This is a genomic window from Pseudomonas wayambapalatensis (assembly GCF_049942315.1).
GTDB classification, from domain to species: domain Bacteria; phylum Pseudomonadota; class Gammaproteobacteria; order Pseudomonadales; family Pseudomonadaceae; genus Aquipseudomonas; species Aquipseudomonas wayambapalatensis.
On sequence record NZ_JBNFMU010000219.1, the window covers coordinates 1 to 13099 of the forward strand.

12 protein-coding genes are annotated in these 13099 nt (G+C 63.8%); 7 read left to right on the forward strand and 5 right to left on the reverse strand.

Annotated elements, in window-relative coordinates; genetic code table 11:
- Positions 1 to 28: 28 nt before the first annotated feature.
- A complete protein-coding gene (locus ACPZMI_RS19635) occupies positions 29 to 1423 on the reverse strand; it encodes a class II fumarate hydratase (protein WP_426352872.1) in 1395 nt (464 codons plus the stop codon).
- A 157-nt stretch (positions 1424 to 1580) separates the two neighbouring features.
- On the opposite strand from ACPZMI_RS19635, the gene ACPZMI_RS19640 reads away from it, so the two are divergent.
- The 7 genes from ACPZMI_RS19640 (at position 1581) to ACPZMI_RS19670 (ending at position 9415) form a co-directional block, all read left to right on the forward strand.
- Positions 1581 to 2105 (forward strand): DUF2059 domain-containing protein, encoded by a 525-nt coding sequence (locus ACPZMI_RS19640; RefSeq protein WP_151926280.1) that lies wholly within the window; start codon positions 1581 to 1583, stop codon positions 2103 to 2105.
- A gap of 10 nt (positions 2106 to 2115) precedes the next feature.
- On the forward strand, positions 2116 to 2412 hold the full coding sequence (locus ACPZMI_RS19645) for a BolA family protein (protein ID WP_153772849.1): 297 nt from the start codon (positions 2116 to 2118) through the stop codon (positions 2410 to 2412).
- 118 nt (positions 2413 to 2530) lie between these two features.
- Positions 2531 to 3463 carry an oxygen-dependent tRNA uridine(34) hydroxylase TrhO gene (gene trhO, locus ACPZMI_RS19650; RefSeq protein WP_186666658.1) on the forward strand — a complete coding sequence of 311 codons (933 nt, stop codon included), beginning with the start codon at positions 2531 to 2533 and terminating at the stop codon, positions 3461 to 3463.
- 3 nt (positions 3464 to 3466) lie between these two features.
- The gene (locus tag ACPZMI_RS19655) at positions 3467 to 4099 is read left to right on the forward strand and encodes a DsbA family protein (protein ID WP_426352873.1); all 633 of its coding nucleotides are present in this window, start codon (positions 3467 to 3469) and stop codon (positions 4097 to 4099) included.
- Positions 4092 to 5924 (forward strand): ABC transporter ATP-binding protein, encoded by a 1833-nt coding sequence (locus ACPZMI_RS19660; protein ID WP_426352874.1) that lies wholly within the window; start codon positions 4092 to 4094, stop codon positions 5922 to 5924. Before ACPZMI_RS19655 ends, ACPZMI_RS19660 begins: the two co-directional genes overlap by 8 nt.
- Positions 5925 to 6046: 122 nt before the next feature.
- The gene (locus tag ACPZMI_RS19665; protein WP_426352875.1) at positions 6047 to 8503 is read left to right on the forward strand and encodes an EAL domain-containing protein; all 2457 of its coding nucleotides are present in this window, start codon (positions 6047 to 6049) and stop codon (positions 8501 to 8503) included.
- Positions 8504 to 8548: 45 nt separating this feature from the next.
- Positions 8549 to 9415, forward strand: coding sequence for an iron-containing redox enzyme family protein (locus tag ACPZMI_RS19670; protein ID WP_426352876.1), 867 nt, complete (start codon positions 8549 to 8551; stop codon positions 9413 to 9415).
- A 65-nt stretch (positions 9416 to 9480) separates the two neighbouring features.
- Here the strand turns inward: ACPZMI_RS19670 and ACPZMI_RS19675 are convergent, their stop codons facing one another.
- From ACPZMI_RS19675 to ACPZMI_RS19690, 4 genes are all read right to left on the reverse strand, one after another.
- Entirely contained in the window at positions 9481 to 10221 is a 741-nt protein-coding gene (locus ACPZMI_RS19675; protein ID WP_186666652.1) for a YciK family oxidoreductase, read from the reverse strand.
- 49 nt (positions 10222 to 10270) lie between these two features.
- Positions 10271 to 10942 (reverse strand): N-acetylmuramic acid 6-phosphate phosphatase MupP, encoded by a 672-nt coding sequence (gene mupP / locus ACPZMI_RS19680; protein WP_186711140.1) that lies wholly within the window; start codon positions 10940 to 10942, stop codon positions 10271 to 10273.
- A gap of 2 nt (positions 10943 to 10944) precedes the next feature.
- Positions 10945 to 11643, reverse strand: a complete 699-nt coding sequence (gene ubiG, locus ACPZMI_RS19685; protein ID WP_112898930.1) for a bifunctional 2-polyprenyl-6-hydroxyphenol methylase/3-demethylubiquinol 3-O-methyltransferase UbiG — start codon at positions 11641 to 11643, stop codon at positions 10945 to 10947.
- 64 nt (positions 11644 to 11707) lie between these two features.
- On the reverse strand, positions 11708 to 13033 hold the full coding sequence (locus ACPZMI_RS19690; RefSeq protein ID WP_186719036.1) for a TRZ/ATZ family hydrolase: 1326 nt from the start codon (positions 13031 to 13033) through the stop codon (positions 11708 to 11710).
- Between the last annotated feature and the right edge of the window lie 66 nt (positions 13034 to 13099).

Consider the following 13099-nt stretch of genomic DNA (forward strand, 5'->3'; position numbering starts at 1 on the left):
TTCCCCGCGAAGGACTATCGGCCCAGGATCAGCCTTTGGCCCCAGGTGCCAGCATGTTTTCCGGGCGTACCCACTGGTCGAACTGCTCGTTGGTCAGGTACTTGAGCTCCAGCGCTGCCTCGCGCAGGGTCTTGCCCTCGCTGTAGGCCTTCTTGGCGATTTCCGCCGCCTTGTCGTAGCCGATGTGCGGGTTCAGCGCCGTCACCAGCATCAGCCCGCGCTCCAGGTGGGCGGCCATCTGCTCGGCGTCCGGCTCGATGCCGGCCACGCAGTGCTCCTGGAAGTTGCGACAGCCATCGGCCAGCAGTTCGATCGACTGCAGCAGGTTGTGGATGATCACCGGCTTGAACACGTTCAACTGCAGGTGCCCCTGGCTGGCCGCGAAGCCGATCGCCGCATCGTTGCCCAGTACCTGGCAGGCCAGCATCGACAGCGCTTCGCATTGAGTAGGGTTGACCTTGCCCGGCATGATCGAGCTGCCTGGCTCGTTGGCCGGCAGGCGCACTTCGGCAAGCCCTGCACGCGGGCCGGAACCCAGCAGACGCAGGTCGTTGGCGATCTTCATCAGAGCCACGGCCAGGGTCTTGAGCGCGCCCGCCAGGCTGGTCAGCGGCTCATGGCCGGCGAGGGCGGCGAATTTGTTCGGTGCGGTGACGAACGGCAGGCCGGACAGCGCTGCCAGCTCCGCGGCGATGGCTTCGGCAAAACCGTGCGGGGCGTTGAGGCCGGTGCCCACGGCAGTGCCGCCCTGGGCCAGCTCGCAGACTGCCGGAAGGGTGGCGCGGATTGCCCCCTGGGCGTAGTCGAGCTGTGCAACGAAGGCCGAGACTTCCTGGCCGAAGGTGATGGGCGTAGCGTCCATCATGTGCGTGCGGCCAGTCTTGACCAGGTTCGAGTGGCGCGCCGACAGTTCTGCCAAGCCCGACGAGAGCTCGGCGATGGCCGGCAGCAACTTGCCATGCACGGCCTGGGCGGCGGCGATGCTCATGGCCGTGGGGAAGCAGTCGTTGGAGCTCTGCGAGCGGTTGACGTGATCGTTCGGGTGTACAGGCAGTTTGCCGCCACGGCCCTTGCCGGCCAGTTCGTTGGCGCGGCCGGCGATCACCTCGTTGACGTTCATGTTGCTCTGGGTGCCGCTACCGGTCTGCCAGACCACCAGCGGGAACTGATCGTCGTGTTTGCCGTCGAGCACTTCGTCGGCGGCCTGTTCGATCAGTCGGGCAATGTCGGCTGGCAGGTCGCCGTTGCGGTCGTTGACCCGCGCCGCAGCTTTCTTGACCAGCGCCAGGGCGTGCAGGACAGCCAGGGGCATGCGCTCCTTGCCGATGGCGAAGTTGATCAGCGAACGCTGGGTCTGTGCGCCCCAGTAAGCGTCCTCTGGAACTTCGACCGGGCCCAGGCTGTCTGTCTCGATACGGCTCATGCTGCGCTCACTCCTTTGTTCAGTCAGAAATCGCAGTTTAGGCCCTGATCCACCCGGGCGGTCAATCGCTCGTCTTGTCACTTGAGCACAGTGCCCTCTGCGGCGCAGAATGCTCTACTCTGAGGTATCCGCCTCACCCTCTCATGAAGGAATTGCAATGACCCGCCTCCGTGTCCTTTTTGCCGCTGTCGCCCTGGCCTGTGCCAGCGGCCAGGTCCTCGCTGCCACCCCGAGCCACAACGCCGCCGCCGAGAAATTCCTGACCCTGGCCAATGCCGACAAGCTGGGCACCCCGGTGTACATGCAGGTCCAGCAGATGTTCGCCCAGCGCTTCGAGCAGACCAAGGCCCCGGCCGCGAAGAAATCCGTGCTCGACAGCTATCAGGCCAAGGCCAACGCGGCCCTGGACAATGCCATCGGCTGGAAGAAGCTCAAGCCGCAGATGGTCAACCTGTACACCGCGACCTTCACCGAGCAGGAGCTCAACGATCTGGTCAAGTTCTACGAGTCGCCGCTGGGCAAGAAAGTCCTGCGCGAAATGCCCAAGGTCACCCAGCAGTCGGCCCAGCTGACCCAGCAGAGCCTGGAGCCTGCAGTGCCGGTGGTGAACAAGCTGCTGGACGACATGACCAAAGAGCTGGACCCGAACGCTGGCAAGGCCGCGGCCCCGGCGAAGAAGTGAGCCTGAATCGATGAGCATGCAGCAACGCATCGAGCAGCAACTGGCACCGCTTGGCGATCAGCACCTGCAGGTGCTGAACGAAAGCCACATGCACAGTCGCGGGCAGGAGACGCATTACAAGGCGGTGCTGGTCAGCGAGCAGTTCGCCGGCCTGAACAGCGTCAAGCGTCACCAGAAGGTCTACGCCACCATGGGCGAGCTGATGGGCGAGATTCATGCCCTGGCCATTCATACCTACACGCCTGAAGAATGGGCGCAGGTAGGGGCGGCGCCTGCTTCGCCGGTGTGTGCCGGCGGCGGGCACTGAAACCTTTCCGTCGTTCTGGTAGAATCCGCGTCATCCGGGGGCCGCTTTTGCGGCCCCCTCGCTTTTCGTCAAACCCGGTCCGCCCCTTACGAGGGCAACCACCAGGAGATTCTGTTTCATGTCCCAACCGATCGTCGTGGCGGCGCTCTACAAGTTCGTCACCCTCGAAGACTACCTCGACCTGCGCGAGCCATTGCTCAAGACCCTGCTGGAAAACGACGTCAAAGGCACGTTGCTGCTGGCCCTCGAGGGCATCAACGGCACGGTCTCCGGTACCCGCGAAGGTATCGACGGCCTGCTGGCCTGGCTGCGCAACGACCCGCGCCTGGCGGATGTCGACCATAAAGAATCGTACTGCGACGAGCAGCCGTTCTACCGCACCAAGGTCAAGCTCAAGAAAGAGATCGTCACCCTCGGTGTGCCGGGCGTCGATCCCAACAAGCAGGTCGGCACCTACGTCGAGCCCAAGGACTGGAACGCGCTGATCAGCGACCCCGAAGTGCTGCTGATCGACACCCGCAATGACTATGAAGTGGCGATCGGCACCTTCAAGGGCGCCATCGATCCGAAGACCGAGACCTTCCGCGAGTTCCCCGACTACATCAAGGCCAACTTCGACCCGAGCAAGCACAAGAAGGTCGCGATGTTCTGCACCGGCGGCATTCGCTGTGAAAAAGCGTCCAGCTACATGCTCGGTGAAGGCTTCGAGGAGGTCTATCATCTTAAGGGCGGGGTCCTGAAATACTTCGAGGAAGTGGCTCAGGAAGAAAGCCTCTGGGACGGCGACTGCTTCGTCTTCGACAACCGGGTCACCGTGCGTCACGACCTGTCCGAGGGCGATTACGACCAGTGCCATGCCTGCCGCCATCCGATCAACGCGGATGACCGTGCGTCCGAGCACTATTCGCCCGGGGTGAGCTGCCCGCACTGCTGGGACACTCTTAGCGAAAAGACCCGGCGCAGCGCCATCGACCGGCAGAAGCAGATCGAGCTGGCCAAGGCGCGCAACTTGCCGCACCCGATCGGTTACAACTACAAAGCCGAGGCCTGATGCATGACTGCACGCCTGCTCTATGTGATGGACCCGATGTGTTCCTGGTGCTGGGGCTTCGCTCCCGTGGCCGAGGCGTTGATCGCCCAGGCGCGGGAAGCCGGTGTGCCGACGCGCCTGGTGGTGGGTGGCCTGCGCAGCGGTAGCAGCGCGCTGGATACCTCGACGCGCAAGTACATCCTCGAGCATTGGCAGGCGGTCGCCGAGGCCACTGGTCAGACGTTTCGCTTCGAAGGCGCCATGCCTGACGGCTTCGTCTATGACACCGAGCCGGCCTGCCGCGCCCTGGTCACGGCGCGTGAACTCGATGCCGGGCGCGGTTGGGCGCTGCTCAAGCTGATCCAGGGCGCGTTCTACGAACAGGGCCTGGATGTCACCCGCGCCCCGCAACTGGTGGACCTGGCCGAGCAGGCAGGCTTCGACCGCGAGCGGTTTTCTGCAGCGTTCGCAAGTGTCGAGACCCGCACGACCACGACAGCCGACTTTGCCTGGGTTCAGGACCTGGGTATCGCCGGCTTCCCGACCCTGCTGGCTGAGCGCAATGGTCAACTGGCCTTGCTGACCAACGGCTATCAGTCGCTCGATCGCCTGCAGCCGTTGCTGGGCCGCTGGCTGCAGCAGGCCGCCTGTGCTTGATCTGCCAGGGTCTAGCGACCCTGTGCCGGGGAAGCCTGCCGTTGCGCACGATCGTCTGAGCTGGGCGGAAATCCGCCGCCTGGCCCTGCACCACAAGAAGGCCTTGTGGACCGCCAACCTGGTTGCCGTGCTCGCTGCCCTCTGCAGCGTGCCGATTCCCTTGCTGCTGCCCTTGCTGGTCGATGAAGTGCTGCTGGGTCATGGCGATGCCGCCTTGAAATGGATGAACCAGTTCCTGCCGACCGATTGGCAGGTGGCGGCCGGTTACATCGGCTTGATGCTGGTTGCGACCCTCAGCCTGCGCCTGGCCTCGCTGGCCTTCGGCGTGATCCAGGCCAGGCAGTTCGCCGGATTGGCCAAGGATATCGTGTACCGCCTGCGAATCCGCCTGATCGAGCGGCTCAAGCGAATCTCGCTCAAGGAGTATGAAAGCCTGGGCAGTGGCACGGTGACCACGCATCTGGTCACCGACCTGGATACCCTGGACAAGTTCGTCGGCGAAACCCTCAGCCGCTTCCTGGTGGCCATGCTGACGCTTACCGGCACTGCGGCGATCCTGATCTGGATGCACTGGAAGCTGGCGCTGCTGATCCTGCTGTTCAACCCGCTGGTGATCTATTTCACCGTGCAGCTGGGCAAGCGGGTCAAGCACCTGAAGAAGCTCGAGAACGACAGCACCGGGCGTTTCACCCAGGCGCTGAGCGAAACCCTCGACGCCATCCAGGAAATCCGCGCCGGTAACCGCCAGGGCTATTTTCTCGGGCGCCTGGGAGTACGTGCCCGGGAAGTGCGCGACTATGCAGTGGCCTCGCAGTGGAAGAGCGACGCCAGTGGTCGGGCCAGCGGCCTGCTGTTCCAGTTCGGCATCGACATTTTCCGTGCCGCGGCGATGCTCACCGTGCTGTTCTCCGACCTGTCGATCGGGCAGATGCTGGCCGTGTTCAGCTACCTGTGGTTCATGATCGGCCCGGTGGAGCAATTGCTCAACCTGCAGTACGCCTACTACGCGGCCGGTGGTGCGCTGAGTCGGCTCAACGAATTGCTGTCGCGAGAGGACGAGCCGCAGTATCCGGCCGCCTGTGATCCGTTCGCTGGGCACGCGACAGTGGGTATCGAGGTGCGCGACCTGCGCTTCGCCTATGCCGATGAGCCGGTGCTCGAGCACCTGGACCTGTCCATCGCACCGGGCGAGAAGGTGGCCATCGTTGGAGCCAGCGGCGGTGGCAAGAGCACGCTGGTACAGCTGCTGCTGGGGTTGTACAGCGCCCAGGCCGGAACCATCCGTTTTGGCGGTGCCAGCCTCCAGGAGATCGGGCTGGAGACCCTGCGTGAGCATGTCGCGGTGGTGCTGCAGCATCCCTCGTTGTTCAACGACAGTGTGCGCGCCAACCTGACCATGGGCCGCGAGTGCAGTGACGACGCCTGCTGGCAGGCGCTGCGCATTGCCCAGCTCGATGCCACCATCGCCGCGCTGCCTCAGGGGCTGGACAGTGTGGTCGGGCGTTCGGGGGTGCGGCTGTCCGGCGGTCAGCGTCAACGTTTGGCGATTGCCCGCATGGTCCTGGCCGAGCCGAAGGTGGTGATCCTCGACGAGGCCACCTCGGCCCTCGATGCGGCCACCGAATACAACCTGCACCAGGCCTTGGCGCGTTTCCTCAGTGGCCGTACCACCTTGATCATTGCCCATCGCCTGTCGGCGGTGAAACAGGCCGATCGGGTGCTGGTGTTCGACGGTGGGCATGTGGCCGAAGACGGCGGCCACCAGCAGTTGATCGCCGAAGGCGGCTTGTACGCCAAGCTGTACGGGCATCTGCAGCAGTCCTGATCGCGCGGCGCGCCAACAGGCGCACTGGCTGCGACAAAAAGCTCCGCGCAATTATGGCAAATGGCCTACGCTGTGCTTGTCTGGGTCGATTCGTGCCATATCCGCTCTGAGACAGGGACTACATGAAGGGAAATCGGACTCTCGAGGCGCCAAGGTTGCTGGGAATCATCTGGCCCTTCGTCGCAGTGGTGGTTTTCCAGGTGCTGCTGGGCAGCCTCAGTCTTTATTCGCTTTCGGCCATGCGTGCGTACGTGGCCGGCGAAAGCCTGTGGTCCAAGGCACAGAAAGACGCCATCTATTACCTCAATCTGTATGCCGAAAGCCAGGACGAACGCATCTTCCAGCGCTATCGCCAGGCCATTGCCATACCCCAGGGCGACCGTGAGCTACGGGTGGCCCTCGACCAGCCTGTGCCGGACCTTGAGGCCGCACGGCGCGGGATCCTGCAGGGCGGTAACCATCCGGACGACGTCAATCGGATCATCTGGTTCTACCGCAACTTCCGTCAGATCAGTTACATGCAGAATGCCATCGGCTACTGGAACACGGGTGACGAATACCTGCGGCAACTGGATGTCCTGGCGCAGCAGATGCGTGAGGCCTTCGTCCGGGGGCTGGCCAGTGAGCGTGAGGTGGCGGACTGGAAAGCGCGTATCGTCTCGATCAACGAGGGCGTGACGCCGGCCGCCAAGGCATTCAGCGATGCCTTGGGCGAAGGCTCGCGGGTGCTGCTGCGGGTGTTGATGGTCACCAACCTGCTCACGGCGTTGATTCTCATCGCCCTGGCCTGGCGCCGTTCTGCAAGGTTGCTGTCCCAGCGCCAGGCGTTTGCCAGCGCTTTGCAGGTAGAGCGTGAGCGGGCACAGACCACCCTGGAGTCGATCGGCGATGCGGTGATCACCACCGATGTCGAGGGGTGCATCGTCTACATGAACCCTGCCGCGGAGCAGTTGACCCACTGGCAGGCTTCCCAGGCCCATGGCTTGCCGCTGGCGGCGCTGTTCAGCCTGCTCGATGAAAATGCCGAGCGGGACAGCTTGACTCTGGTCGAGCAGGTGCTCAGCGGCAGCCTCAAGGGCGGGGCCGAGCATGCCCGGCTGATCCAGCGCCTGGATGGCAGTACGGTGTCGGTCAACCTGGTGGGGTCGCCCATCCACACCGACGGTCAGATCAGCGGCATCGTCCTCGCCCTGCATGACATGACCCAGGAGCGGCAGTACATCGCCAACCTGTCATGGCAGGCGACCCACGATGCCCTGACGGGCCTTGCCAACCGCCGTGAGTTCGAGTATCGCCTGGAGCAGGCGCTCAACACCTTGGCCCGTCAGTCGGGACGCCACTCCCTGATGTTCCTGGACCTCGACCAGTTCAAGCTGGTCAACGATACCTGCGGGCATGCCGCGGGCGATGAGTTGCTGCGCCATATCTGCGCTGTGCTGCAGGCAGGCCTGCGTGAAGGTGACACCCTGGCCCGGCTGGGCGGTGACGAATTCGGCGTATTGCTGGAAAACTGTCCGCCCGACCAGGCTGAGCGGATTGCCGAGCACTTGCGCCAGACCGTGCAGAGCCTGCATTTCGTCTGGAAGGGACGGCCCTTCGTCACCACCGTGAGTATTGGCCTGGTACACATTGCCCATTCGCCCGGCACGCTTGAGACCTCGCTGCGCGCTGCCGACATGGCCTGCTACATGGCCAAGGAGAAGGGGCGCAACCGTGTGCAGGTCTACCATGCCGACGACAGCGAGTTGTCGATGCGCTTTGGCGAGATGGCCTGGATCCAGCGCCTGCACGTTGCGCTCGAGGAAAACCGCTTCTGCCTGTATGCCCAGGAAATCGCCCCCCTCAAACCAGACATGGGCGCCGGACACCTCGAGATTCTCCTGCGCCTGCATGACGAGAGCGGTCGGACCATCCTGCCTGACAGCTTCATCCCAGCCGCCGAGCGCTATGGCCTGATGACCGCGCTCGATCGCTGGGTGGTACGCAATGTGTTCCTGGTGATTCGCCAGGCGCTGGATGAAGGTCGCAGCCGACCGCTGGCGATGTGCGCGATCAATCTGTCGGGTACGAGTATTGGCGATGACAAGTTCCTGGAGTACCTGCAGAGGTTGTTTGCCGAGTTCCAGATCCCCCCGCACATGATTTGTTTCGAAATAACCGAGACCAGCGCAATCGCCAATTTGGGAAGTGCTATTCGCTTCATCAACGAATTGAAAAGCTTGGGTTGCAAGTTCTCCCTCGACGATTTCTGCGCCGGGATGTCGTCATTCGCCTATTTGAAGCATTTACCAGTAGACTTCCTGAAGATCGACGGAAGTTTCGTCAAGGATATGCTCGACGATCCCATTAACAGGGCTATGGTGGAGGTGATCAACCATATCGGCCATGTCATGGGTAAGCGCACCATCGCCGAGTTTGTCGAAACACCGTTGATCGAGCAGGCGCTGCAGGAGATCGGCGTAGATTTCGCGCAGGGTTATCTGATCGAGCGGCCGCAGGTGTTCACCTGTGACAGCCTCCAGCGACAACGGATTGCAGTAAGGCCCTTGTTGCACCGGGCGCCAGGGTCCTTCCGCTGACAGTAGTAGTCGTCCGGAAAATCACAAGGAATCAAGGAGCTGACAGTGATTGACGCATTCGTTCGGATCGGTCCATTGATGGACCCCAAGAGCTACCCCGACTGGGCGCAGAAAATGATCTCGGATTGTGCCGAGAGCAAGCGAAGGGTGGTGGAGCATGAGATCTACCAGCGCTTGAGCGACGGCAAACTGAGCAAGAAGACCATCCGTCAGTACTTGGTCGGTGGTTGGCCGGTGGTCGAACAGTTTTCGTTGTACATGGCCCAAAACCTCACCAAGACCCGCTACGGCCGCAGCCAGGGCGAGGATATGGCGCGGCGCTGGTTGATACGCAATATCCGCGTTGAGCTCAACCATGCCGACCATTGGGTCAAATGGTGCAAGGCGCACGACATTAGCTTGAAGGACTTGCAGGCCCAGGATATCCCCCCCGAGCTGAACGGCTTGAACGATTGGTGCTGGCGTGTCTGTGCGACCGAGTCGCTGGCCATTGCGATGGCCGCGACCAACTACGCGATCGAAGGGGCAACGGGCGAGTGGTCGGCAAAGGTCTATCCCGAGACGGACTACGCGCGGTCTTTCATCCAGCAGGGTGACAAGGAATCCAAGGCGGCCATGAGGTGGCTGGACCTGCACGCCGAGTACGACGATGCGCACCCGTGGGAGGCGCTGGAGATCATTTGTACGCTGGTGGGCGAGAGCCCTTCCGAGGAATTGCAGGCGCAACTGCGCAAGGCCATCTGCAAGAGCTACGACTGCATGTACCTGTTCCTGGAGCGTTGCCTGAGATCCGAGAGTGAGCATGAGCAGCCTGTGCTCAAGCCGGTGGAGCAGGTGGAACTGAACAAGCCTGTAAAGCAGCGTGAGCAGCCTGTGAAAAAACGGGCTAATGCTCGTGCGCTAGCGGGATAAGATGGAGTCGTAGCGGGTAAGGGACACTTCCAGGCTGTTCAGCGCTGCGAAGTGTCCCTGTGATTTTACTGCGCGTTGAACGCCTGTCCATTCACGCCGCTGCTGTCCGGGCCCATCAGGTACAGGTACACCGGCATGATGTCTTCGGGCAGCGGATTGTCCTGCGGGTTCTCGCTGGGATAGGCCAGCGCCCGCATCGCCGTGCGCGTGGCGCCCGGGTTGATGCTGTTGGCACGCACCGGCGCCACGCCTTCCAGCTCGTCGGCCAGGGTCTGCATCAGGCCTTCGGTGGCGAATTTCGACACGCCATAGGCGCCCCAGTAGGCCCGGCCCTTGCGCCCGACGCTCGACGAGGTGAACACCACCGAGGCGTCCTCGGACAACTTCAGCAGCGGCAGCAGTGTGCTGGTCAGCATGAATGTCGCGTTGACGTTGATGTGCATCACGCGCATGAAGTTGTCGCCCGACAACTGCTCCAGCGGCGTACGTGGGCCGATGATCGACGCGTTGTTGAGCAGGCCGTCGAGGCGTCCGAACTGCTCTTCGACCATCACCGCCAGTTCGTCGTACTGATGGGGCAGGGCGGTTTCCAGGTTGAACGGAATCACCACCGGTTGTGGGTGGCCGGCAGCTTCGATCTGGTCGTAGACCTCGTTGAGGTTGGCCTCGGTCTTGCCCAGCAGCAGCACGGTGGCCCCCAGTGCTGCGTAAGCCTTGGCGGCAGCCGCGCCGATGCCGCGCCCGGCGCCGGTGACAAGAATGACCCGACCCTTGAGCAGGTCGGGACGGGCGGTGTAGTCGAACATTGAAATTTCCCTGTTTTTTATCCCTGTGTGTGCCGCCAGCTCTTACAACTCAGCAGCCGCACAACGCACTGTCGATCACCTTGCGCAGGTCCAGCGGGTGGTCCACCACCACGTCGGCACCCCAGTTGTTGGGGTTGTCCTCTGGATGAATATAACCGTAGCGCACGGCGGCGGTGCGGGTGCCGGCATCGCGACCGGATTCGATGTCACGCAGATCGTCGCCGACGAACAGTACGCTGGCCGGATCCAGGTCAAGCGTCTTGCAGGCGAGGATCAGCGGCTCGGGGTCGGGTTTGCTGTTCTTCACGTGATCGGGGCAGATCAGCAGCGCCGAACGCTCGGCCAGGCCAAGCTGCTGCATGATCGGCTCGGCGAAGCGCACCGGCTTGTTGGTGACCACACCCCACAGCAGGTTGCCTTTCTCGATGTCGTCCAGCAGTTCGGCCATGCCCTCGAACAGCTTGCTGTGGACCGCGCAATCGCGTTGGTAACGTTCGAGAAATTCCAGGCGCAGGGCCTCGAAGCCTTCGGCGTCCGGGTCCATGGCGAAAGTGGCGGCGACCATCGCCCGCGCGCCGCCCGAGATCACGCCGCGGATCAACTGGTCGTCCACGGCCGGCAGGCCGCGCTCGGCGAGCATGGCCTGGCAGATGGCGATGAAGTCCGGCGCGGTGTCCAGCAGGGTGCCGTCCATGTCGAAGAGTACTGCTCGCAGGCGCATGCTCATTCCTCGCGCAGGGTCTGGATCATGTAGTTGACATCGACGTCGCTGGCCAGCTTGTAGTGCTTGGTCAGCGGGTTGTAGGTGAGGCCGATGATGTCCTTCACTTCGAGGCCGGCCACACGGCTCCAGGCGCCGAGCTCGGAGGGCCGGATGAATTTCTTGAAGTCGTGGGTGCCGCGCGGCAGCATCTTGAGGATGTACTCGGCGCCGATGATCGCCAGCAGATAGGCCTTGGGGTTGCGGTTGATGGTGGAGAAGAACACCTGGCCGCCGGGCTTGACCAGGCGATGGCAGGCGCGGATCACCGAGGAAGGATCGGGCACGTGTTCGAGCATTTCCAGGCAGGTGACCACGTCGAACTGGCCAGGCAGCTCTTCTGCCAGCGCTTCGGCGGTGATCTGCCGGTACTCGACCTCGACTCCCGACTCCAGTTGGTGCAGGCGCGCCACAGCCAGTGGCGCCTCGCCCATGTCGATGCCGGTCACGGTAGCACCGCGCTGGGCCATCGCCTCGCTGAGGATGCCGCCGCCGCAGCCGACGTCCAGCACCTTCTTGCCGGCGAGGCTGGCGCGCTCGTCTATCCAGTTGACCCGCAGCGGGTTGATCTCGTGCAGGGGCTTGAACTCGCTCTCGCGATCCCACCAGCGGTGGGCCAAGGCCTCGAACTTGGCGATTTCGGCGCGGTCGACGTTGCTCATTGAACAGATCCTCTGAAAACTTCGATAAAAGGTGTCTCAAGCGGCAGCCGCAGCTGCCGGCCGGTCATTCTTTGCCAGCGCGAATACGCGCTCCCCAGGTGCGGGCGGTGTCGATCAGCGCGGCTTCGTCCATTTGGGTCAGGCGCCCGTCGTCGAGCAGGTGGTGGCCCGCGACCCAGACGTGGCGCACGCAGTCGCGGCCGGTGGCGTAGATCAGTTGCGAAACCGGGTCATGCACCGGTTGCTGGGCCAGGCCCGAGAGGTCGAAGGCGGTGATGTCCGCAGCCTTGCCCGCCTCCAGCGAGCCAATGCTGGCCTCCAGCCCCAGGGCGCGTGCGCCGTTGAGCGTGGCCATGCGCAGGGCGCGGTGGGCGTCCAGGGCCGTGGCCGAACCTGCGACGGCCTTGGCCAGCAATGCGGCGGTCCGGGTTTCGCCAAGCAGGTCGAGGTCGTTGTTGCTGGCGGCGCCATCGGTGCCTACGGCGACGTTGACCCCGGCCTGCCACAGGCGTTCGACCGGGCAGAAGCCGCTGGCCAGCTTGAGGTTGGACTCCGGGCAGTGCACCACGCTGGTGTTGCTTTCTACCAGCAGGGCCAGGTCGTCGTCGCTGATCTGGGTCATGTGGACCGCCTGCAGGCGCGGGCCCAGCAGGCCGAGGCGTGCCAGGCGCGCCAGCGGGCGTTCGCCGTGCTCGGCCACCGCCCGCTCGACCTCTGCGGCGGTTTCGTGGATGTGCATGTGCAGCGGCGCGTCGAGCTGGTCGGCGATGACCCGGATCTTCTCCAGGTTCTGGTCATTGACCGTATACGGCGCATGGGGCCCGAGGGCGACGCTGATGCGCGGGTGATGGCGCAGGTCGCCGAACAGCTCGATGGCCAGGTGCAGGGCCTCGTCGGGGCTGCGCGCACCGGGGATGGGGAAGTCCAGCAACGGCACGGCCACCTGGGCGCGGATGCCGCTGCGGTGCACGCGGTCACAGGCCTCGCGGGGGAAAAAGTACATGTCGGCGAAGCAGGTGATGCCGCCCTTGAGCTGCTCGGCGATCGCCAGGTCGGTGCCGTCGCGCACGAAGGCTTCGTCGACCCAGCGCCCTTCGGCCGGCCAGATGTGCTCCTGCAGCCAGGTCATCAGCGGCAGGTCGTCGGCCAGGCCGCGGAACAGGGTCATGGCGGCGTGCCCGTGGGCGTTGACCAGCCCTGGGGTGAGCACGCAGTCGGGCAGCTCGCGCACCTCCAGTGCCTGCGGCGCCCGCTCGCGGGGGCCGATCCAGGCAATCAGCCCGTCCCGGATGCCCAGGGCATGCCCTTCGAGCACTACGCCGGCCGGCTCCACGGGCACCAGCCAGCGGGGTGCGAGCAGCAGGTCGAGCGGCGAGGAGGCTGAAGGCATAGGCAGGCTACCGGGTTCCGTTAAATGGAACGCGCAGTATACCCGAGCGCCTGCGCCCGAGGCTCG